Raw genomic sequence first — 19,512 nt, 5'->3', positions numbered from 1 at the left:
GGACGCCTCATGGACATCGACACGATCGATCGCAAGATCATCGACCAGCTGAGGATCGACGGCCGACGATCGTTCGCCGTGATCGGCCGCAACGTCGGGCTCTCGGAGCCCAGCGTCCGCGCACGCTACCGCCGCCTCTCGAAGGCCGGCATCGTGCAGGTCGTGGGCATGGCCGATGCGCCGAAGCTGGGGGAGATCGAGGTGCACGTCGCCATCCGGGTGCGAGGCGTCGCCGTCGCGACCGTCGCGAAACAGCTGGCCCAGGTGCCGGAGATCAAGTACATCGCCAGCGCGGTGGGCGCCTACGATCTCATCATCGATCTCCGCTGCGACGACGTCGTGCACCTCAGCAGCATCCTCAACGAGCGTGTCCGACGGGTGAACGGCGTGCACGACCTCGAGACGCTGACCGTGCTGGAGGTGCTGAAGGACAGCTACCTCTGGGCAGGATTCCGGGAGGATCCCGCCCCGGCCGACGCCGCGGTGATCAAACGGCGGACGGCGGCCCGTCAGCTCCCGAAGCTCTGACCGGCGCTCTGACCGGACTTCTCCCGCAGGCCCACCCACGAGTAGTCCTTGAAGAGCTCGAGGAGCACGAACTCGTCGATGTCGGTGACTCCGGGCACCCGGCGGACGTCGTCCAGCAGTGTCACCAGCTGCCCGAGGTCCCGGCAGGTCGCCTCCACATAGATGTCGCGAGCGCCGGTGCCGAGCGCGACATGGTTGACCATCGCCATCTCGCCGAGCGTCTTCGCCACCGCGCGCGGCGAGTGGTCACGGACGCCGATCATGAGCCGCACCGACTGGTGCCCCAGGGTGAGCGGGTTGCAGAGCGCGACGATCCGCAGGATGCCCGACTCCTGCAGGCGCGTCACACGGCCACGGACCGTCGCCTCGCTCACCTCGAGCTCGGCGGCGATCTCGGTGTAGGGCCGCCGGCCGTCGCGCATGAGGAGCTCGATCAGCGAGCGATCGGTGTCGTCGATCATCCGCAGCACTGTAACCCGTGCACCTGGGAGCCGTCGTCCGTCACCGCGCCGGGACGGCCTCCAGCACACGGACCAGCCGGACCAGCTCGGCGTTCCCCTCGGCGAGGGATCCGTCCTCCCGGGTGAGACCGTCCTCGAGCCCGATGCGGGTCTCGCAGCCGTCCTCGATGGCGGCTCGGACGACCGGCCAGACCGAGCCGTCATAGCCGTGGTAGAGGAGGGGCGCTGTCACTCCTGCGTCGCGAAGCACAGCCGCGATGCGACGGCACAGGTCGACGGCCTCGGAGGCGGACTCGACGTCGGGCTCGATCAGGATGCGCACGTTGCGGTGCAGGGTCGGCGAGGCCAGGAGGGCCGGAACGTCGTCCATCGACCACACCGCGCTCTCGAGCGCCATGCCGCGCTCGAGCACCAGCTGCGCCGCCTCCGCAGCGCCGTCCTCGCTGAACGCCACGGACGCGAAGTCCGGGAGCGCGTCGGCGGGCCACGCGGCGACGAGACGCATGCGCTCATCGTGTCCGGAACACGTCCACAGACCCGTCGTCGTCCCGATCTCCGCGCCCGGAGCCGCCGCCCGGAACGCCCGCACCATGGACCCGACATGCTCGGGTGCGATGGTCTGGGCACCGTCCGCGGTGCGTGCGTGGGCGTGCACGACGGTCGCGCCGGCGGCGAGCGCCTCCGCGGCCTGCTGGGCGATGTCGGCGGCGGTCAGGGGGACGCCGGGGAACTCGTCGGGCGTGCGCCCGCCGTTGATGGCGGCTTTGAGGAGCATGGAGGCCTTTCGTGCGGTGGGAGGGTGCAGGGTCTCAGGCCAGGAAGCCTTCGACGGTCGCCGTGGCGCCGGTGAGGTCGCCGAGCCGGCCGCCGTCGCGGAGGTCCTGGATGAGGTCGGGCTCCTCGGCGTCATCGGCGAGGGCGATGTCGATCACGGCCTCGAGCACGTCCACGGACGCGAAGAGCACCCCGTTCGCGTCGGCGAGGACGACGTCGCCGGGAGCCACGACCACGCCGCCGCAGACGATCGGAACGTTGAGGGCGCCGGCGTCGATGTCGTGGAGCTTCGTGGTCAGCATGCTGAGCCCCCGGCCGTGGACGGGCAGGCCGAGCGGAGCGATCTCCTCGATGTCGGTCGCCGCGCCGTCGACGATGGCGCCGGCGGCTCCCCGGAGCGCGAGGGCCGTGGCGACGACCTGACCGAGGGGCGCGTGCCGCACATCCCCTCCGGTGTCGACGACGATCACGTCGCCCGACTCGACGAGTCCGGCCGCGTGGTGGAGCATCGTCGAGTCGGTCGCGGTGGTGCGCACCGTGACCGCCCTTCCGACGACGCGACCGGCGCCGGCCAGGCGGACGATGCCCGGATCGGCGAACCCCTCCTCGAGGTAGTGGCCGAGGGTCGGGAACGACACGCGTCCGAGCTTCTCGAGCAGGTCGGCCGGGAGAGGCGCCGGGACGGCGCCGATGCGGACGGACATGGGGATTCCTTCGTTCCGAGGGGTGGCGGGGTGGTCGTGCGCGGTCAGAGGCTGATGGAGGTGTTGAGGCGCCGGTTCTCGAGCACCGGCAGGACGGCGCGCACCTCGTCCGTCCGGCGCTGCGAGACCGTGGCGACGGCGAGCCCGTACGGCTCGCCTCCGAGCGCCGCCCGCACGACTCCGAACGGATCGACGACCATGCTCTGGCCGATGCAGTCGGGGGATGCCGAGCCGGCAGCGACGAGCCATGCGGTGGACTCGATGGCCCGGGCCCGCAGCAGCGTGCGCCAGTGATCCTCCTTCATCGGCCCGGACACCCAGGCGGCCGAGACGGAGAGGAGGTCGGCGCCGTGATCGATGAGGTTCCTGGTCAGCTCCGGGAACCGCAGGTCGTAACAGTTGACCAGGCCGACCAGCGCACCGGCGATCTCGACGACGACCGGGTTGTCGTCTCCCGGTGTGACGTAGTCGGACTCCCGGTAGGCGAAGGCGTCGTAGAGGTGGAGCTTGCGGTACCGCGCGAGTTCGCGTCCGCTCTCGTCGACGGCGACGATCGTGTTGTATGGCCGGTCGCTGTCCGTTCCCTCGTAGCCGGCGGCGATGACCGCGAGCCGATGGCGGCGGGCCAGCCCGGAGATGAACTCGACGAAACCCGGCCACTCCGCCCGCGCCAGCTCACCGAGGGGAACATCGACACCGTCCGCGAGGAGCATGGCCTCCTCGGGCAGGACGAGCAGGTCGGCTCCCTCCGCTGCGGCCTCCTCGACCAGCGTCTCGATGGTGCGCCGGTTGACGGCGGGGTCGGTGGTGGGCGCAAGCTGCCCGGCGGCGACCTTCATGGCAGTCCTTTCGGGGTCGGGAGGTCGATGGTCAGGACGCGAGGAGGCGCGCGTCGGAGGACGCCCAGGAGACGGCCACCGGGTCGCCGGGGACGAGCTGTGTCAGCTCGTCGTCGACGCCGTCGCTCGGTCGGGTCACGATGATCTGCACGTCCTCGCCCGCTCGGACGATGTAACGCCACTCGTCGCCGAGGAAGACGGCGTCGAGCAGCCGGGCCGCGACCTCACCGGCCTGAGCGGATCCGGAGCGCAGGCGCACCCGCTCGGGGCGGATGGCGACGGTCACCTCGGCGCCGGCGTCGGCGGCGCCGACCTCCGCCGGGACGATGCCGAGCCCGGCGAGGTCGACCGAGGCGCCCGCGGGGGTGCCGTGATAGACGGCGGGGAGCAGGTTGCACGTACCGATGAATCCCGCGACGAACCGGTTGGACGGGTGGTCGTAGATCGCCCGCGGAGAGTCGACCTGCTGCACCCTGCCCTCCGACATCACGGCGATCCGGTCCGACATGGTGAGGGCTTCCTCCTGATCGTGGGTCACATACACGAAGGTGATGCCCACCTCCCGCTGCATGCGCTTGAGCTCGACCTGCATCTCTTTGCGGAGCTGCTGGTCGAGGGCGCCGAGGGGCTCGTCGAGCAGCACCACCGCGGGTCGCGAGACGATCGCCCTGGCCAGCGCGACGCGCTGCCGCTGACCACCCGACAGCTCGGTCGGCTTGCGGTCGGCGAACCGCTCCATGCGCACCAGCGCGAGAGCCTCCTCCACCGCGGCCTCCCGGTCGGGGAACCGCTTGCGTCCGCGCACCTTCAGTTCGAAGCCGATGTTGTCGCGCACGGAGAGGTGAGGGAAGAGCGCGTAGCTCTGGAACAGCATGTTGAGGTCGCGCTTGCGGGTCGGGAGGGTCTCGACCGACCTGCCCGCCAGCTCGATCGTGCCGCCGGTGGGCGTCTCGAAGCCCGCGATCATCCGCATCAGCGTGGTCTTGCCGCATCCCGATGGACCGAGGATCGAGAAGAACTCATTGTCCTCGATGGTGAGATCGACGGGCTGGACGACGGTGGTGCTGCCGAACGTCTTGGTGACGCCGGCGAGGCGGATGGCCGGGGGGTTCGACGGCGTGCGCACGGGGGTGGCAGCGGTCGAGCTGGCGAGCGTGGTCATGGGTTGCTCCTCGTCGGATGCGGTCGGGCCTAGGAGGCCTTGACCTTGGTCCAGCCCTGCTGGAAGTACTGCAGCGCCTTGCCCGGGTCGACGATGAACTCGCTGTTCTTGAGCTGCTCGTCGGTCGGGTAGACCGCGACGCTCTCGAGCATCGTCGTGTCGGTGATGTCGGCCTTCGCCGCATCGTTGGCCGTGGCGCTGCCTCCGTCGTTCGTCGCCATGGCGGCGATCTCGGGGCGGAGGGTGAAGTTCAGCCACTTGTAGGCGGCATCCGCGTGCGGGGCGTCCTTAGCGACCGCGAATCCGTCGACCCAGAGCGTGCCGCCCTCCTTCGGGATCACGAACTTCACGTCGGGGTTGGCCGCCGTGACCTTGGCGATGGCGCTGCCGCCGTACGCCTCGGCGACGCAGGCGTCACCGGAGGCGAGCAGGTCGGCGTAGTTCGACGAGTTGTAGCCCGCGAGCAGCGGCTTCTGGTCGAGGAGGGACTGGGTCGCCGTCTCGATGTCCTTCTCGCTGGTGCTGGTCGCCTTCAGCCCGTTCACCTGGAGGGCCGGGATGTAGGCGCTCAGCATGTTGTCGAGCATGTAGATCTTGCCCTTGTAGGCCGGGTTCCAGAGCGCATCCCAGCTGTCGATGGCCGTGCCCGTGCACTTCTCGTTGTAGGCGAGGCCGGTGGTCCCCCAGATCCACGGGATGCTGTACTCGTTGCCGGGGTCGTAGCTGGGGTCGGCGAACTTCTTTCCGAGGTTGTCGAGTCCGGTGATCTTGGAGTGGTCGAGCTTCTCGACGAGGTTCTGTCCCACGAGCTGCTGGACGGCGTACTGGCTGGGTTCGACGATGTCGTACCCGGCTCCGCCTGCGGCGAGCTTGGAGATCATCGTCTCGTTGGCGTCGAACGTGTCGACGGTGACCGTGATGCCGGTCTCCTTCTCGAAGGCGGCGATCACGGTCTTCGGGATCTCGTCGGCCCAGGCGTAGATGTTCAGCTGCGTGGAGGCGGAGGAGGAGCCGCCGGATCCGCCGGTGCCGCTGGAGCAGGCGGACAGGCCGAGGGCGGCGACGGCGGCGACGGCGAGGAGTGCTGTGCGTTTCATGAGTCTTCTTCCGGGAGGGGGTGGGGACTTAGCGCGGTGCGGTGGTGCTGTCGGGGGCGGGAGCGGGGCCGGATGGGCTCGCGAGGATCCGTCGCATCTGTTGGATGCCGACGGAGAGGACGACCACGAACGTCAGGACGATCAGGAGCGTCCCCAGGGCGTTGAGCTCGGGGGTGAGGCCGGACTTGAGCAGGGAGTAGACGCGGAGCGGCATCGTGGTCGAGCCGACCCCGCTGACGAAGGTCGAGATCACGATGTTCCCCAGGGAGACCGTGAAGGCCAGCAGCCACGAGGCGATGATCGACGAGCGCAGCAGCGGGAACAGGACGCGGGTGAACGTCCGCCACGGCGTGCAGCCGAGGTCGGCGGCCGCCTCGATCAGGCTCGGGTCGAGCGTCCGGAACGCGCCGACCAGGATGAGGGTGGTCAGCGGCAGTGTGATGATCAGGTGCCCGAGCACCAGGGTCAGAATGCCGAGCGGCACGTGCAGGAAGCTGAAGACGCTGAGGAGCGCCACGCCGAGCACGATCTCCGGGACGATGAGCGGCAGCACGATCGCTCCGAGCACCACAGCCGACCCCTTCACGGGGTAGCGCACGAGGCCGATCGCGGCGAGGAGCCCGATGACCGTCGCCACGGAGGCGGCGAGCACGCCGACGATCGCGCTCGTCGCGAGGGTCTGGAGCAGGGCGGTGTCGCCGAACAGCTCGCCGTACCAGCGGAGGCTGAAACCGGTCCATCGGTAGCCGCCGGAGGCTGCGTTGAACGAGTAGACGATCACGGCGATGATCGGGATGTACAGGAAGACCAGCACCAGGCGGGCGATCCAGGAGGTCACGCGGTCCATCAGGCGGCCTTCTTCCGTCCGCGTCGGGCGATGAGGCCGGCGACGGCCATCGCGAGGAGCATGAGCACCAGCAGGAGCATCGAGACCGCAGCGCCCATGGGCTGGTTGCGGAACTCCGTGTAGAGGGTGACGATGAGGTTCCCGACCAGCTGGTCCTTGCCGCCGCCGAGGAGCACGGGGATGACGAAGACTCCGAGGGTGGGGATGAACGTGAGCATGGCGGCCGCCACGATCCCCGTGGAGCTGAGCGGCATCAGCACCCGGAAGTGCGTCTGCCACCAGCCGCACCCGAGGTCGGCTGCGGCCTCCTTCACCGACGGGTCGATGGCCCGCATGCTGGCGTAGATCGGGAAGATCGCGGTCGGCAGGAAGGCGTAGAGCAGGCCCATGACCACCGCCCCCTGGCTCGGCACGAGCGACAGGCTCGCCGTGTCGACGCCCAGGGCCTCGAGGATCCCGAAGACCGGGCCGCCGCGGCCCAGCACGCTGATCCAGGCGAAGGTGCGCACCAGGAAGTCGATCCAGAACGGGACGATGATCAGCAGCAGGAGGAGCGACTGGCGCTGGGGCGGCCGCGAGACGATGTAGTAGGAGACGATGTAGCCGACCACCAGGCAGACGGCGGTGTTCAGGAGGGCCATGCCCAGGCTGTAGCCCAGCACCTTGGCGTACACGGGGTCGAGCAGGTGCGCGTAGTTCTCGAGGGTGAATCCGCCGGTGATGCCGCCGTAGACATTGCTCTCGGCGAACGAGTTGCGGGCGACGAGCAGGATGGGCACGATCGCCAGCCCGAGCACGGCGACGACCGCGGGGGCGAGCAGCAGCAGCCCGGTGACGGTCCCGGCGCGGGGACGGCGACGGGAGGCGCGCTCCGGGGCTCGCGAGGCCGGCCTCTGCTCGGGGCGGGCGATGGTGTCGGTCGTCACGGCGGGGCTCCCTCCTTGGGTCAGACCCGGCAGCGCGCCGGGGTTGATCCATTGTTGGCGACCCGTTCACCCGCCGGATACCGAGGGGCGGTTCGAGATCAGTGGCTGGGCCGTTACATGCTTTCGCATATCGAAGGGCGCCGGACGCGGCACGGCCCGGGTCGCAGGACCCGGGCCGTTCTCGCGTTCGATCTGTGCCGCGTCAGGCGACCTCCAAGTGCTCCGACCGCGCCGGGCGCTCGAGCGACTCCGGGAGTGCCCCCGCTCCCACCGCCTCCGCGGCGACCTTGGCCGCAAGCCGGTCGAACTCCGCCGCCTCGGTCTGCTCGGCCAGCATGACCGGGACCGCCACCGACTCCACCTCGGCGAGGGAGAGAGCCGGCTGAGCCGGCGTGACGGCCGGAACCGGGGTCACCCACGGCGCAGGATCGCGCTCCTGCAACCGGGCGAGGCCGGCGACCGCGGCGAGCTCCGCCGCGACGTCGGCGCGGCGGGCGCGGGAGCGCAGCAGCACGCCGCCGGCGACCGTGACCGCGCCGGCGCCGAGCGCCAGCACGCCGGCCGTCGCGAAGCCCTCGGTGTAGCCGGACTCGGCCGGGAGGCCGTCTGCGGCGGTCGCACCCGTGACGAGCGCCGTCATGACGGCGGCCCCGATGGCCGAGCCGACGGTGCGCAGGTTGGCGTTCATGCCGCTGGCGACGCCGGTCTGCGTCGCCGGGACGCTCTGCACGACGACGCTGGTGATCGCGGCGTAGATGAGGCCGAGACCGATGCCGAACACGCCCGACGCGGCGGCGACGTCGAACAGCGAACCGTGCAGGAACGCGAGGGACAGGCCGGCCGCCGACATGAGGACGGCCGCGATGACGATCTGGGCGCGGAACCCGATCCACCGGGCGAGGGGGCCGCTGGCGAACCCGGTCACGGCCATCGTGACGAGCATCGGGAGCATCAGCATCCCGGACTCGGCGACGGACGCCCCGAGTCCGTAGCCGCTGCCGGCGGGGGTCTGCACGAACCGCGGGAAGTAGGCGAAGACCGCGAACATCGACGCGCCGATGAAGATGGCCGCCGCATTCATGGACCAGACGCCCGGTTCGCGCATGAGCCGCATGTCGACCAGGGGGTGCAGGGATCGTAGCTCGACGACGACCCAGGCCGCCAGCAGTGCCGCTGCCGCCGCGAAGAGGCCGATCACCTGCGGCGACGACCAGCCCCACTGCGCTCCCGTGCTGAGCGGGAGGAGCAGTGCGATCAGCCAGCCGGAGAGCAGCACGCCCGACCACGGATTGACACCGCCCGCGGCGCGCTCGCGCGACTCCGGGATGAACACCATGGTGAGCACGGCACCGGTCACGGTGAGGGCGACCGGGACGAGGAACAGGCCGCGCCAGCTGAGCAGGTCGGCGAGGGGGCCCGCCAGCACGGTGCCGAGCCCGCTGCCGATCGCGATGACCGACGCGATCGCACCGATGGCGGAGGGGAGGCGGCGGGCCGGGAACTCGTCCCGGATGATGCCGAACGCGAGCGGGAACATAGCGCCGCCGATGCCCTGGACGACGCGTCCGGCGATCAGCACGCCGATGGACGGCGCGACGGCGGCGATGACGCTGCCGAGCGCGACCGCGAGCAGGGAGAGGACGAACACGCGGCGTTTGCCGACGATGTCGCCGACGCGGCCGAGCAACGGGGTGGCGACCGCAGCGGCGATGAGCCACGCGGTCATGGTCCAGGTGACACCGGCGGTCGTGGTGCCGAGGTCGGACTGGATGACGGGGAGGACGGGGACGACGAGCGACTGGAGGGTCGCGAAGGAGGCCACGCTGAGGGCCAGGATGGCGAAGGTGACGCCGGGTCGGGATCGAGACATGTCGGTTTCTTCCGTTTCTCGAAGGAACGCCCGAGATGGGCTACAATTGGAGGCAGGCTCCGTTCGGAGGGTGCCTCCGGTTACTGGAAAGACATTACCGGAGGGCGCCTCCGCTTCGCAAGCCTTTCTGCCATACTTGTTTCGACGACCCCGTCGACGACCCGTTCGGAAGGATCCGCCGTGACCGGCACAGACACCGCTTACGTCGGTGTCGTGCGCCCGCAGCGGGCCGACGCGCGGCGCAACTTCGACGCCCTGCTGGCCGCCGCCCGCGAGGCCTTCGCCACCGACGGAACCAGCGCGTCCCTCGAAGACATCGCCCGCCGCGCCGGCGTCGGCATCGGCACCCTCTATCGCAACTTCCCGACGCGCGACGCACTGGTCGAGGCCGTCTACGTCGACGAGGTGGAGGCGGTCGTCCACGCCGCAGAGGACGCCGCGGACCTCGAGGACCCGTGGGTGGGCGTCGAGGCGTGGCTGCGCCGCTTCGTCACCTATATCGGCACCAAGAAGGCCCTGCTGGAGGGCCTCAACAAGGACTCCCCCGTGCTGCTCAGCTGCCGCACCTCCCTCTACGACGCCGGCGAGCCGCTGCTCGAGCGCGCGCAGGAGGCGGGCGAGCTGCGCGAGGACGCCACGATCGGCGACGTCATCCGCATGGTCTCCGGCATCGCGGGCGTCGCGTTCGACGACGATGAGCAGCGGGACCGCGTGATCGCCATGGCCATCGACGGATTGCGCGCCCGCTAGGGCTGCCGGACGCCCCTGGCCTGACTAGATGGAGCTCGGCGTATATGCGGTGATCGCGGTGGCGGTGATCGTCGGCGTGGCCGCGTTCGCCCGCAAGCTCGGCGTCGCCGCGCCCATCATCCTGGTGATCGTGGGCGTCACGCTGTCGTTCCTGCCGGGGGTGCCCGAGATCGACGTGCCGCCCGAGGTCATCCTCGACGGACTCCTTCCGCCGATCCTCTACGCGGCGGCGATCAGCGTCCCGCTCACCGACTTCCGCCGCAACCTCGCGCCGATCGCGGGCCTCTCGGTCGTGCTCGTCATCATCACGGCCTTCGCGTCGGGGTTCGTGCTGTACACGCTCCTGCCCGATCTGAACCTCGCCGCGGCCATCGCTCTGGGGGCGATCATCAGCCCGCCCGACGCGGTGGCGGCGACCTCCATCGGCCGCAAGCTCGGCCTCCCGCCGCGCGTGCTGACCGTGCTGGAGGGCGAGGGCCTCGTCAACGACGCGACCGCCCTGGTGCTGCTGCGCACGGCCCTCGCCGCCGCCGTCGGATCGCTCAGCACGCCCTTCGCCGGCGTGGTCGACTTCGTCACGGCCGTCGTCCTCGCCCTCGTCGTCGGACTGGTCGTGGGGTTCGTCTCCGTCTGGGTGCGCTCCAAGCTCCACGACCCCGTGCTCGACACCGCTCTCTCGGTCGTCGTGCCCTTCGCGGCGTTCGCCCCGACGGAGGCGCTGCACGGCTCGGGCGTGCTGGCCGTCGTCATCGCCGGCCTCTACACGGGTCACGCGGCGCCGCGGCACTTCACCGCCCAGGCGCGCATCAGCGACCAGATCAACTGGCGCACCATCCAGTTCCTGCTCGAGAACGGTGTCTTCCTGCTCATCGGGCTCGAGATCCGCACCCTCGTCGCCGATGTCGACCACCCCGAGATCCTCGGCGTGTGGGACTCCATCCTGCTCGGCCTGATCGCGATGCTCTCCCTCGTCGTCATCCGGTTCCTGCTGATCGGCCCCCTCATCTACTCGCTCCGAAGACGCGCGCAGCACGCCGAACGGGCGGTGCTGAAGGAATGGCTGCTCATCAGCTACTTCCGCGACCATCCGGTCAAGTACCGCTGGCAAGCCGTGCGCAAGCAACGGGCGGAGGTGCGGTACCAGCGGCACCGCAACGACCTCGAGGAGTTCCGCCAGGAGGCCATCGACTGGAAGGGCGGCGTCGTGCTCGGCTGGTCCGGGATGCGCGGCGTCGTGACCCTGGCGGCCGCGCAGTCCCTCCCGCTGGGTATCCCCTACCGCCCGCAGCTCATCCTGATCGCCTTCACCGTCGCCGTCGTGAGCCTGGTGGTGCAGGGCGGGACGCTGCCCTGGCTCATCCGCACACTCGGCCTGCAGGGCGTGGACGTCACGGACGACCGGCGCCTCCTCGCCCAGCTGCTCGACGACCTGAGCGAGACCGGCCTCAAAGTGCTCGACGAACCCGAGACCGTCGTCGGCAGCCCCGGACCGATCGACCCGGAGATCGTCGAGCGTGTCCGGCAGTCGTCGTACCTGCAGGCGGAGTCCGCCTGGGAGCGCATCGTGCTCTCCGACACCCCGGCCGAGAGCAGGCCCCATCACGTGTACCGCGCCCTCCGGTTGGCCGTCGTCGACGCCGAACGCGACCGGTTGCTCCTGGAGCGCTCCCGCGGGCTCTACCCCTCCCGCATCCTGGCCGAGGCCCAGGGCATGCTCGACCTCGAGGAGACGCGGCTCCGCTCGCGCTCGCGCTGAGCCGCTGCATGACATCGTGGGCTTCTCGCCATGGGGGTTGATCGTCGGGGTCGCGGTGTTCGCGCCGAGTCTGCTGCTCCTGGCGTTCCCTCCGCGCGATCGACTGCCGACCATCCGCCCCGCGCTCGCCCTGACGGTGCTCGAGCGAGCGGGACAGGCGCTGTGCCTGGTGGTTCCGGCCATCACGGAGCCCGGCGGCCTGCTCTGGTGGTGGGCTCTCCCGGCCGCGCTGACGCTGCTCGCCTATGACGCGCTCTGGGCGCGCTACCTCGTCCGCGGACGCCGCGCGGAACTGCTGTTCGAATCGGTGATCGGCGTGCCGGTGCCGATGGCGATCCTCCCGGTCGCCGTGTTCGCGTGCGCGGCCGCCTGGCTGGTCAACCCATGGCTGGCCGGATCGGCGATCATCCTTGCGGCCGGCCACATCCCCGTGTCGCTCGCCGGCCGGAATGCCCTCCGGACGCGGAGGGGAGCGGCCGGGCGCTGAGGTCGCCTCTCAGGCGCTGCGGTAGGTGGCCGCGCCGCCTGCCGCCAGCAGACCGGCGAACAGGATCATGCCGATGATGACCACCCAGACCAGCAGGATCAGGGAGCTGATCACGATGCCCGTCACAGCCATCCCCCGTCCTGCCGGCTCGCGACGCACCCCGACGATGCCGAGGATGAGGCCGATGAGCGGCACCACGAACGTGAAACCCGCCACCAGAGAGACCAGGCCGAGCACCATCGAGGCGATGGACAGGCCCTTCGGCTCGGGCGGCGCGACCGGGTAGACCGCGACGCCGTAGGCCGCGACATAAGCGGGGTGCACCGGCTGCGCGGGCTGCACCGGCTGCGCGGGATACCCGGGCTGGGGCGGGTACCCCGGCTGGGACGGATATCCCTGCGGGGCGGGCGGGACCGGGGGCGCATAACCGGCCTGTCCGGTCCCGTTCTGCGGCTGGTACTGCGGTCGCCCCTGCGGCTCCTGGGCGTTCTGGTCCGTCATCCGATCCTCCCGATGCTCCCGATGCTCCCGATGCTCCCGCACACCGTATCCCATCCCGGAGCGGCCCATCAGAGGCCGGGGTCGCTCACGCGCTTCCCGTCCCCGACGAAACCGCTTCACCGGAGGTCCGGACCGCTGCTTCCGTCTCTGCGGTGTCGTGCTTCTGTGGGGTGCCGTGAGTGTCGACGCTGAGTGCGGTCTCGTCGAAGGCCAGCTCACCGCGCAGGACCTGTCGGGCGCGGTCGGCGTCGAACTGGCGCGTCCAGGTTCCGATGAGCACGGCAGCGACGGCGTTCCCGGTGAAGTTGGTGACCGCCCGCCCCTCCGACATGAAGCGGTCGATGCCGACGATCACGCCGACGCCGTTGACGAGGTCCGGTCGGTACGCCTGGAGGCCGCCCGCGAGCGTCGCGAGGCCCGCGCCGGTGACGCCGGCCGCGCCCTTGGACGCGATGATCATGAAGACCAGGAGGCCGATCTGTTCCGGGATCGACATCGGCTGCCCCATCCCCGTGGCGATGAACAAGGACGCCATGGTCAGATAGATGGCCGTCCCGTCGAGGTTGAACGAGTAGCCGGTGGGCACGGTGATGCCGACGACGGGCTTCGAGACGCCCAGATGCTCCAGCTTCGCCATCAGGCGCGGAAGAGCGGACTCCGACGACGAGGTTCCGACGATGAGCAGGTATTCGCGGCCGAGGTAGCCGATGAGGCGGAAGATGTTCACCCGCGCGACCGCGAACAGGAGCAGGCCCAGCACGCCGGCGATGAAGACGAAGCACGTGATGTAGAAGGCGACCATGAGCAGCCCGAGGCTCCAGATGGCGCCGATGCCCGTGTTGCCGACGACGGCGGCGATCGCGCCGAACGCCCCGACGGGGGCCAGCCAGAGGATCATGCCGAGGATGCGAAACACGAGCGCCTGGAGGTGCTTCACCGCGCTCATGATGCCCTCGCCGGTGCGCCCCATCTTCTGCACCGCGAAGCCGACGAGCAACGCGATGAACAGCACCTGCAGCACGCTGCCCTCGGTGAAGGCGGAGAAGAACGACGTGGGGATGATGCCGAGCACGAACTCCGACGTGGACGTCGCCTCTGCGGTGGCCGTGTACGTGGCGCCCGTCATGTTGAGCCCCTCGCCCGGGTGGATGAGGTTGCCCACGACGAGGCCGATCGCCAGCGCGACCGTCGACATCACCAGGAAGTAGACCAGGGCGAGCCCGCCGACCTTCCCCACGGTGGCCGCCTTCGCGATGGACCCGACGCCGACGACGATGGTGCAGAAGATGATCGGCGCGATCATCATGTGGATGAGTGCCACGAACCCTTCGCCGAGGGGCTTGAGCGCCACACCGACCTCCGGCCACACCAGGCCGACGATCGCGCCGAGCACGACCGCGGCGATGACCGCGAGGTAGAGCCAGGCGTGCTTGTCGGGTCGGCGCTTGCGTCGACCGCCCCAGCTGGGCAGGAGGAAGGATGTGGTGCGGGTCGAGAGTGGCATGATCGCCTCCAGGAGAACGTCGCTGTTCGTCCCCGCCGGATTCGGCGGGCGGTCGCACAAGCATCGCCGTGGAGCGGGCCGGGGCGGGGGTTGCGGTCGTATTGGTCGCGATCGCGTCGGGGATTCTCTGGCACGCTGGGAGGACTATGGCTCGACGGGGAGTGATGCGCAGCGCGGCGTCGCGGGTGTTCGCGGTTCTGGTCGCCGTCGTGCTCGTCGCCGGCGCACTCACGGCCGTGCTGCTCGTGCTGGACGCGCAGCGCTCGGCTCGGACCGAAGCCGAGCGGGTGACGCGCTCCGTCTCACAGACGCTCGCCGAGCTCCCGGAGGTGGCGTCGGCGCTGACGGCGGGGCCGCGTGCGGCGACCGCCGAGCTGGAGCCGGTCACCGAGCGCGTCACCCGCAGCGCCGGCGTCGACTTCATCACGATCATGACGACCGAGGGCATCCGGGTGACCCACCCGGATCCGGACCAGATCGGCAGACACTATCTCGGCACCATCCCCGCCACCCCCGTCGCCCGCACCGAGGAGTTCACCGGGACGCTGGGCCCGTCGGTCCGGACCATCGCCCCTGTGCTCGACGGACGCCGGCAGGTCGGCTGGGTGGCGACGGGCGTCACCGTCGAGAGCATCGGCAGCACCCTCCTGCCGCGGATTCCGTACGCGATCGGGATCGCGCTGGCGGTGACGGCCGCCGGGGTCGTGGGGGCGTTGGTCGTGCGGCGCCTCACACGGCGGGTGACGGGCGACCTCCCCGCCCGTGAGGTGCGCGACGCGGTCTCGTCGTACGAATCGGTCCGGACGCTGGGCGAGGCGCTGCGCGCCCAGAATCACGAGCACGGCAACCGGATGCACACTGCGGTCGCCCTGATCGAGCTCGGCCGCACCGACGAGGCCGTCGAACTGCTCACCGAGACGTCACGGCAGAGCCAAGCGCTGGTCGACCAGGTCACGGCCGCGCGCGCGGGCGATCCGACCGTCGGGGCGCTCCTGCTCGGCAAGGCAGCGCAGGCCGCCGAGCGGGGCGTGGACTGGGAGGCCGTGCTCGACCCGGATACGCCGCGCACGAGTCTCAGCGCGGTGGATGCCGTCTCCGTCGTCGGCAACCTGATCGACAACGCGTTGGACGCCGCGGCCTCCGGGCCCGACCCGCGATGGGTGCGCTTCACGCTCGCGCGCGCCGAGGGCGGCGGAGTGGTGATGGAGGTCGCCGACAGCGGCGACGGAGTCCCGCCGGGCGTGCGCGGCCGGATCTTCGAGCCGGGCTTCTCGACCAAGCCGGCGGCGGAGGGCGGCCGCGGGGTGGGACTCCCCCTCGTCAAGGCGATCGTGGAGGGGGCGGGCGGAACCCTGAGCCTCGACGCCCATCCCACCCGGTTCCGCGCCGAACTGCCCGGGCGGAGGATCCCGTGATCGGCGTTCTCCTCGTGGACGACGAGGCGCTCACGCTCGAGCTGCACCGCCGGTACGTCGAACGTGTGGACGGGTTCCGCGTCGTCGGCGAGTGCGCGGGCGCCCACGCGGCGCTCACCGCTCTGCTGGAGAGTCCGCCGGCCGAGCCCATCGACCTGGTGCTGCTCGACATGACCATGCCCGGCGGGAGCGGCCTGGAGGTGCTGCGCCGGCTGCGCGCTCGCGGCTCGGACGTCGACGTCATCGCCGTCACGGCGGTGCGGGATGCGGAGGTCGTGCACCAGATGGCCGCGCTGGGCGTCGTCCAGTATCTGGTCAAGCCGTTCTCGTTCGCGGTCTTCGCCGACCGCTTGGAGCAGTTCCGCGAGTACCGGCGTCGTTCCGTGGATGCGGCCGGCGCGCCCACCCAGGACGAGATCGACGCCCTGCTCGGCGCCCGCCGCCCGACGAGCGCGCCGCCGCTGCCGAAGGGCCTGTCGCCGGAGACGCTGGGCCGCATCCGGGACACGGTGCGCGAGCGTGGCGCGCTATCGGCCGCGGAGACGGCGTCCCTTCTCGGGATGTCCCGCGTGGCCGCTCGGCGCTACCTCGAGTACCTGGCGGACGCCGGCCGCCTCACGCGCGAACCCCGCTACGGCACACCCGGTCGGCCCGAGACGGAGTATCGCTGGCGATAGCGATCCGCGGCCGACGGGCCCCTCAGGCCGGAGCGCCGTGTCGATATCCGAGCGCCGGTACGACGACGAAGTCGATCAGCTCGCGCACCGCCTGCTCGTCCAGGGACTGCTTGCGGAGCACGACGCTTCCGAACGCGGCGGTCGGGACGATCCCCGCGATGAGTTCCACCGGGACGGTCGGAGGCACGACGCCGCGCGCGATCCACCGCTCGATGACGGCGATGAGCGCCCGGACCGGAGGCTGACCGACGTCGCGGTACGCCGCATCGTAGAGCTCGGAATCGGTGCCGATCGCGGTCAGCAGGCTCGCCAGCACACGGCCCGACCGGCCATCGCCTGCGGCGAAGTGCATCGCCGCCGCGACCAGGTCCTCGCGCAACGAGCCGGTGTCGGGGAGTTCCGACGGCCGCTGCGAGTCCCGGACCGCGGCCACGACCAGGTCGACTTTGGTCTCCCAGCGCCGGTAGATGGCCGACTTCCCGCAATGCGCGCGTTCAGCGACCGCGGCGATCGTCGTGCCCCCGTAGCCGACCTCGATGAGCAGGTCCTGCGTGGCTTCGAGGATGCGGCGCTCGAGGCCTTCCACGCGTGGACGCCCGGACGAGCGGCCGGCGAGGGAGGACATGCAGACGATTGTATCTTTCGGGAATGAGCGGTACCGTAATTGATTACGGTACCGCTTGGAACCGTAATCGATCACTCGCAGGAGGATTCCATGGTCTCCACCGCCGCTCCCTCGGCCTCGCGCGCCCGCCCGGCACGCGCCGCCCTCATCCTGGGCATCGCCACCGCCCTCTCGATCGCCGTCAATGCCGCCATCGCGAACATCGCGGTCGCCCTCGGCGTGCCCGCTTCCTACGGCCCCGTCACGCTCCCCGCATACGCGTCGATGACGATCCTCGGCATCCTCGTCGGCTGGGTGGGCTGGCGCGCGATCAGTCGCCGGGCGGGCCACCCGCGCAGGGCGCTGGCGGTGGCCGTTCCCGTGGTCGTCGCCCTGTCGTTCGCTCCCGATGTCCTCCTCGCGGTCCTCCGGTTCATCCCGGGCACCACACTGCCGGCGGTGATCGCACTCGCGCTGATGCACGTGGCCACCGCGGCGATCGCGGTGCCGGCCTACGTGCTCGCGTCACGGCGGGAGCACTGACCGTCGACGTCGCGCCGGGAATCCGCATTATTTTGATCAATTCAAAATAAGCGGTATGTTCGAGCCATGGACACGGCACAGCTCGAGAGCGCACTGCGCTCCGCCGGGCTGCGCGTCACGCAGGGCCGGCTGGCCGTGCTCGACGCGCTCTCGCGCCTGCCCCACTCCGATGCGGAGACGGTGCTCCACGCCGTGCTCCCCGCCCTCCCCGGCACCTCGATCCAGAACGTGCACAACGTGCTCGGCGACCTCACGGCCGTCGGGCTGCTGCGCCGGATCGAGCCGGCCGGGTCGCCCGCGCGCTACGAACGCCGCACGGGCGACAACCACCACCACGTCGTCTGCACCTCGTGCGGCGCCGTGGCGGACGTCGACTGCGTCGTGGGGCACGCGCCCTGCCTGCAGCCCGGCGACGCGTCGGGGTTCGCGGTGAACACGGCCGAAGTGACGTTCTGGGGCCTGTGCCCGTCCTGTCAGGAGCACGCGGACGCCCCCGCGCGCACACCGGTGAGGTAAGGAGAACCATGACCGACAACTACACGACGACCCAGACCGGCACCCCGGTCGGCAGCGACGCGCACTCGCTCACGGCGGGAACGGACGGCGTCACCGCTCTCCACGACCGTTACCTGGTCGAGAAGCTCGCGCAGTTCAACCGGGAGCGCATCCCGGAGCGCATCGTCCACGCGAAGGGCGGCGGCGCGTTCGGAGAGTTCGTCGTCACCGGCGACGTCTCGGCGTACACGAAGGCCGCGGTGTTCCAGCCCGGCACGAAGACCCGCACACTGCAGCGCTTCTCGTCGGTCGCCGGCGAGCAGGGCTCCCCCGACACCTGGCGCGACGTACGCGGCTTCTCGGTGAAGTTCTACACGACCGAGGGCAACTACGACATCGTCGGCAACAACACCCCGGTGTTCTTCATCCGCGACGGCATCAAGTTCCCCGACTTCATCCACTCGCAGAAGCGCCTCCCCGGCTCGGGCCTGCGCGACGCGGACATGCAGTGGGACTTCTGGACCCTCTCGCCGGAGTCGGCCCACCAGGTGACCTACCTGATGGGCGATCGCGGCATCCCGCGCTCCTGGCGCCACATGCCCGGCTTCGGCTCGCACACCTACCAGTGGATCAACGCCGCGGGCGAGCGCTTCTGGGTCAAGTACCACTTCCACGCGCTGCAGGGCAACGAGGAGATGGAGGGCGCGGAGGCGGAGGCCATCGCGGGCGCCGACGCCGACTACTACCGCCGTGACCTGTACGAGGCCATCCAGCGCGGGGAGTTCCCGGCGTGGAAGGTCTCCGTCCAGGTCATGCCCTACGAGGAGGCGAAGACCTACCGGTTCAACCCGTTCGACCTCACCAAGGTGTGGCCGCACGCGGACTACCCGCTGATCGAGGTCGGTGTGCACACGCTCAACGAGAACCCGGAGAACTTCTTCGCGCAGATCGAGCAGGCCGCGTTCTCGCCGGCCAACACCGTCCCGGGCATCGACATCAGCCCCGACAAGATGCTGATGGCACGCGTGTTCTCCTACCCCGACGCGCAGCGCTACCGGGTGGGCACCAACTACAACGAGCTCCCCGTCAACCGACCGGTCGCCCCGGTGCACAACTACTCGCAGGACGGCGCCGCCCGTCACGGCTTCAAGCCGGCGGACGCCCCGGTCTACGCGCCGAACTCGTTCGGCGGACCGACGGCCGACGCCGCCCGCGCGGGAGAGGGCTCGTGGGAGTCGGACGGCGCACTCGTCCGCGCCGCGGCCACCCTGCACGCCGAGGACGACGACTTCGGCCAGGCCGGCGCCCTCTACCGCGAGGTCTTCGACGACGCGGCGCGCGAGCGCTTCCTCGACACGATCTCCGGAGCGGTCGGCGGTGTCCAGCGCGACGACATCCGCGAGCGCGCGATCCAGTACTGGACGAACGTGGACGCCGGACTCGGCCAGGCTCTCCGCAGCCGTCTGGCATCCCCCGCACAGGACGCGAACGAGGTCGCCGAGCCCGTCGGCGTCGGGGAGTGACCTCCCGCGAAGCGTGAGTCGTTGCGGGTCGCGGACCACCGCGACCCGC

At 70.5% G+C, this 19,512-nt stretch carries 21 protein-coding genes; 9 read left to right on the top strand and 12 right to left on the bottom strand.

The annotated features are described in order from the left end of the window. Positions 1 to 9: 9 nt before the first annotated feature. Positions 10 to 528 (top strand): Lrp/AsnC family transcriptional regulator, encoded by a 519-nt coding sequence (locus LLS1_RS11945; RefSeq protein WP_223359653.1) that lies wholly within the window; start codon positions 10 to 12, stop codon positions 526 to 528. Here the strand turns inward: LLS1_RS11945 and LLS1_RS11940 are convergent. The 9 genes from LLS1_RS11940 to LLS1_RS11900 all read right to left on the bottom strand — a co-directional run bounded on the left by LLS1_RS11940 (position 510) and on the right by LLS1_RS11900 (position 9,208). Beyond that, on the bottom strand, positions 510 to 989 hold the full coding sequence (locus LLS1_RS11940) for an Lrp/AsnC family transcriptional regulator (protein WP_223359652.1): 480 nt from the start codon (positions 987 to 989) through the stop codon (positions 510 to 512). The two genes, LLS1_RS11945 and LLS1_RS11940, sit on opposite strands and share 19 nt — an antisense overlap. A gap of 40 nt (positions 990 to 1,029) precedes the next feature. Beyond that, complete coding sequence (locus tag LLS1_RS11935; RefSeq protein ID WP_226655812.1) at positions 1,030 to 1,764, bottom strand: 3-keto-5-aminohexanoate cleavage protein; 735 nt, start codon at positions 1,762 to 1,764, stop codon at positions 1,030 to 1,032. 34 nt (positions 1,765 to 1,798) lie between these two features. Beyond that, positions 1,799 to 2,467, bottom strand: a complete 669-nt coding sequence (locus tag LLS1_RS11930) for an RraA family protein (RefSeq protein ID WP_226655806.1) — start codon at positions 2,465 to 2,467, stop codon at positions 1,799 to 1,801. 44 nt (positions 2,468 to 2,511) lie between these two features. Continuing rightward, positions 2,512 to 3,306, bottom strand: coding sequence for a carbon-nitrogen hydrolase family protein (locus tag LLS1_RS11925; RefSeq protein WP_226655804.1), 795 nt, complete (start codon positions 3,304 to 3,306; stop codon positions 2,512 to 2,514). Between the two features lie 31 nt (positions 3,307 to 3,337). Continuing rightward, entirely contained in the window at positions 3,338 to 4,468 is a 1,131-nt protein-coding gene (locus tag LLS1_RS11920) for an ABC transporter ATP-binding protein (protein ID WP_226655803.1), read from the bottom strand. 29 nt (positions 4,469 to 4,497) lie between these two features. Next, positions 4,498 to 5,565, bottom strand: coding sequence for a PotD/PotF family extracellular solute-binding protein (locus tag LLS1_RS11915; RefSeq protein ID WP_226655801.1), 1,068 nt, complete (start codon positions 5,563 to 5,565; stop codon positions 4,498 to 4,500). 28 nt (positions 5,566 to 5,593) lie between these two features. Further along, entirely contained in the window at positions 5,594 to 6,412 is an 819-nt protein-coding gene (locus LLS1_RS11910; protein WP_226655796.1) for an ABC transporter permease, read from the bottom strand. Further along, entirely contained in the window at positions 6,412 to 7,338 is a 927-nt protein-coding gene (locus LLS1_RS11905) for an ABC transporter permease (protein WP_226655794.1), read from the bottom strand. Before LLS1_RS11905 ends, LLS1_RS11910 begins: the two co-directional genes overlap by 1 nt. Before the next feature lie 202 nt (positions 7,339 to 7,540). Then, positions 7,541 to 9,208 (bottom strand): MFS transporter, encoded by a 1,668-nt coding sequence (locus tag LLS1_RS11900; protein ID WP_226655792.1) that lies wholly within the window; start codon positions 9,206 to 9,208, stop codon positions 7,541 to 7,543. Positions 9,209 to 9,388: 180 nt separating this feature from the next. On the opposite strand from LLS1_RS11900, the gene LLS1_RS11895 reads away from it, so the two are divergent. From LLS1_RS11895 to LLS1_RS11885, 3 genes are read left to right on the top strand one after another with little or no spacing between them, the layout of a single operon-like run. Beyond that, positions 9,389 to 9,958, top strand: coding sequence for a TetR/AcrR family transcriptional regulator (locus LLS1_RS11895; protein WP_223359635.1), 570 nt, complete (start codon positions 9,389 to 9,391; stop codon positions 9,956 to 9,958). A 28-nt stretch (positions 9,959 to 9,986) separates the two neighbouring features. Beyond that, positions 9,987 to 11,714: a sodium:proton antiporter gene (locus LLS1_RS11890; protein ID WP_223359634.1), complete on the top strand. Its 1,728-nt coding sequence runs from the start codon at positions 9,987 to 9,989 to the stop codon at positions 11,712 to 11,714. A 16-nt stretch (positions 11,715 to 11,730) separates the two neighbouring features. Further along, positions 11,731 to 12,201: a hypothetical protein gene (locus LLS1_RS11885; RefSeq protein ID WP_226655790.1), complete on the top strand. Its 471-nt coding sequence runs from the start codon at positions 11,731 to 11,733 to the stop codon at positions 12,199 to 12,201. A 9-nt stretch (positions 12,202 to 12,210) separates the two neighbouring features. On the opposite strand, the gene LLS1_RS11880 is transcribed toward LLS1_RS11885, so the two are convergent. After that, the gene (locus LLS1_RS11880) at positions 12,211 to 12,702 is read right to left on the bottom strand and encodes a DUF4190 domain-containing protein (protein WP_226655788.1); all 492 of its coding nucleotides are present in this window, start codon (positions 12,700 to 12,702) and stop codon (positions 12,211 to 12,213) included. Positions 12,703 to 12,787: 85 nt separating this feature from the next. Next, positions 12,788 to 14,206: a cation:dicarboxylate symporter family transporter gene (locus tag LLS1_RS11875; RefSeq protein WP_226655786.1), complete on the bottom strand. Its 1,419-nt coding sequence runs from the start codon at positions 14,204 to 14,206 to the stop codon at positions 12,788 to 12,790. Positions 14,207 to 14,352: 146 nt separating this feature from the next. Here LLS1_RS11875 and LLS1_RS11870 point away from each other — a divergent pair, with 146 nt between their 5' ends. Next, positions 14,353 to 15,621: an ATP-binding protein gene (locus LLS1_RS11870; protein ID WP_226655784.1), complete on the top strand. Its 1,269-nt coding sequence runs from the start codon at positions 14,353 to 14,355 to the stop codon at positions 15,619 to 15,621. Beyond that, positions 15,618 to 16,298 carry a response regulator gene (locus LLS1_RS11865; protein ID WP_223359627.1) on the top strand — a complete coding sequence of 227 codons (681 nt, stop codon included), beginning with the start codon at positions 15,618 to 15,620 and terminating at the stop codon, positions 16,296 to 16,298. The genes LLS1_RS11870 and LLS1_RS11865 overlap by 4 nt, the downstream gene beginning before the upstream one ends. A 22-nt stretch (positions 16,299 to 16,320) precedes the next feature. Here the strand turns inward: LLS1_RS11865 and LLS1_RS11860 are convergent, their stop codons facing one another. Then, positions 16,321 to 16,923 (bottom strand): TetR/AcrR family transcriptional regulator, encoded by a 603-nt coding sequence (locus LLS1_RS11860; RefSeq protein ID WP_226655783.1) that lies wholly within the window; start codon positions 16,921 to 16,923, stop codon positions 16,321 to 16,323. Positions 16,924 to 17,013: 90 nt separating this feature from the next. On the opposite strand from LLS1_RS11860, the gene LLS1_RS11855 reads away from it, so the two are divergent. The 3 genes from LLS1_RS11855 (at position 17,014) to LLS1_RS11845 (ending at position 19,463) form a co-directional block, all read left to right on the top strand. After that, positions 17,014 to 17,445, top strand: coding sequence for a DUF6069 family protein (locus LLS1_RS11855; RefSeq protein ID WP_226655781.1), 432 nt, complete (start codon positions 17,014 to 17,016; stop codon positions 17,443 to 17,445). Between the two features lie 66 nt (positions 17,446 to 17,511). After that, complete coding sequence (locus tag LLS1_RS11850) at positions 17,512 to 17,961, top strand: Fur family transcriptional regulator (RefSeq protein ID WP_226655779.1); 450 nt, start codon at positions 17,512 to 17,514, stop codon at positions 17,959 to 17,961. A gap of 8 nt (positions 17,962 to 17,969) precedes the next feature. Beyond that, positions 17,970 to 19,463: a catalase gene (locus LLS1_RS11845; RefSeq protein WP_226655778.1), complete on the top strand. Its 1,494-nt coding sequence runs from the start codon at positions 17,970 to 17,972 to the stop codon at positions 19,461 to 19,463. Positions 19,464 to 19,512 lie beyond the last annotated feature (49 nt).

This window comes from Leifsonia sp. LS1 (genome assembly GCF_020521355.1).
Lineage (GTDB): Bacteria > Actinomycetota > Actinomycetes > Actinomycetales > Microbacteriaceae > Leifsonia.
Note: the sequence above shows the minus strand (reverse complement) of the source record. Positions and strands in the feature narration are given on the sequence as shown.

What these genes read in the sequence shown, in the direction of transcription:
- LLS1_RS11940 (WP_223359652.1), bottom strand. Translation starts at nt 989, where the DNA reads ATGATCGACGACACCGATCGCTCGCTGATCGAGCTCCTCATGCGCGAC.
- LLS1_RS11890 (WP_223359634.1), top strand. Translation starts at nt 9,987, where the DNA reads ATGGAGCTCGGCGTATATGCGGTGATCGCGGTGGCGGTGATCGTCGGC.
- LLS1_RS11855 (WP_226655781.1), top strand. Translation starts at nt 17,014, where the DNA reads ATGGTCTCCACCGCCGCTCCCTCGGCCTCGCGCGCCCGCCCGGCACGC.
- LLS1_RS11910 (WP_226655796.1), bottom strand. Translation starts at nt 6,412, where the DNA reads ATGGACCGCGTGACCTCCTGGATCGCCCGCCTGGTGCTGGTCTTCCTG.
- LLS1_RS11920 (WP_226655803.1), bottom strand. Translation starts at nt 4,468, where the DNA reads ATGACCACGCTCGCCAGCTCGACCGCTGCCACCCCCGTGCGCACGCCG.
- LLS1_RS11945 (WP_223359653.1), top strand. Translation starts at nt 10, where the DNA reads ATGGACATCGACACGATCGATCGCAAGATCATCGACCAGCTGAGGATC.
- LLS1_RS11880 (WP_226655788.1), bottom strand. Translation starts at nt 12,702, where the DNA reads ATGACGGACCAGAACGCCCAGGAGCCGCAGGGGCGACCGCAGTACCAG.
- LLS1_RS11915 (WP_226655801.1), bottom strand. Translation starts at nt 5,565, where the DNA reads ATGAAACGCACAGCACTCCTCGCCGTCGCCGCCGTCGCCGCCCTCGGC.
- LLS1_RS11930 (WP_226655806.1), bottom strand. Translation starts at nt 2,467, where the DNA reads ATGTCCGTCCGCATCGGCGCCGTCCCGGCGCCTCTCCCGGCCGACCTG.
- LLS1_RS11845 (WP_226655778.1), top strand. Translation starts at nt 17,970, where the DNA reads ATGACCGACAACTACACGACGACCCAGACCGGCACCCCGGTCGGCAGC.
- LLS1_RS11870 (WP_226655784.1), top strand. Translation starts at nt 14,353, where the DNA reads ATGGCTCGACGGGGAGTGATGCGCAGCGCGGCGTCGCGGGTGTTCGCG.
- LLS1_RS11850 (WP_226655779.1), top strand. Translation starts at nt 17,512, where the DNA reads ATGGACACGGCACAGCTCGAGAGCGCACTGCGCTCCGCCGGGCTGCGC.
- LLS1_RS11900 (WP_226655792.1), bottom strand. Translation starts at nt 9,208, where the DNA reads ATGTCTCGATCCCGACCCGGCGTCACCTTCGCCATCCTGGCCCTCAGC.
- LLS1_RS11860 (WP_226655783.1), bottom strand. Translation starts at nt 16,923, where the DNA reads ATGTCCTCCCTCGCCGGCCGCTCGTCCGGGCGTCCACGCGTGGAAGGC.
- LLS1_RS11925 (WP_226655804.1), bottom strand. Translation starts at nt 3,306, where the DNA reads ATGAAGGTCGCCGCCGGGCAGCTTGCGCCCACCACCGACCCCGCCGTC.
- LLS1_RS11875 (WP_226655786.1), bottom strand. Translation starts at nt 14,206, where the DNA reads ATGCCACTCTCGACCCGCACCACATCCTTCCTCCTGCCCAGCTGGGGC.
- LLS1_RS11935 (WP_226655812.1), bottom strand. Translation starts at nt 1,764, where the DNA reads ATGCTCCTCAAAGCCGCCATCAACGGCGGGCGCACGCCCGACGAGTTC.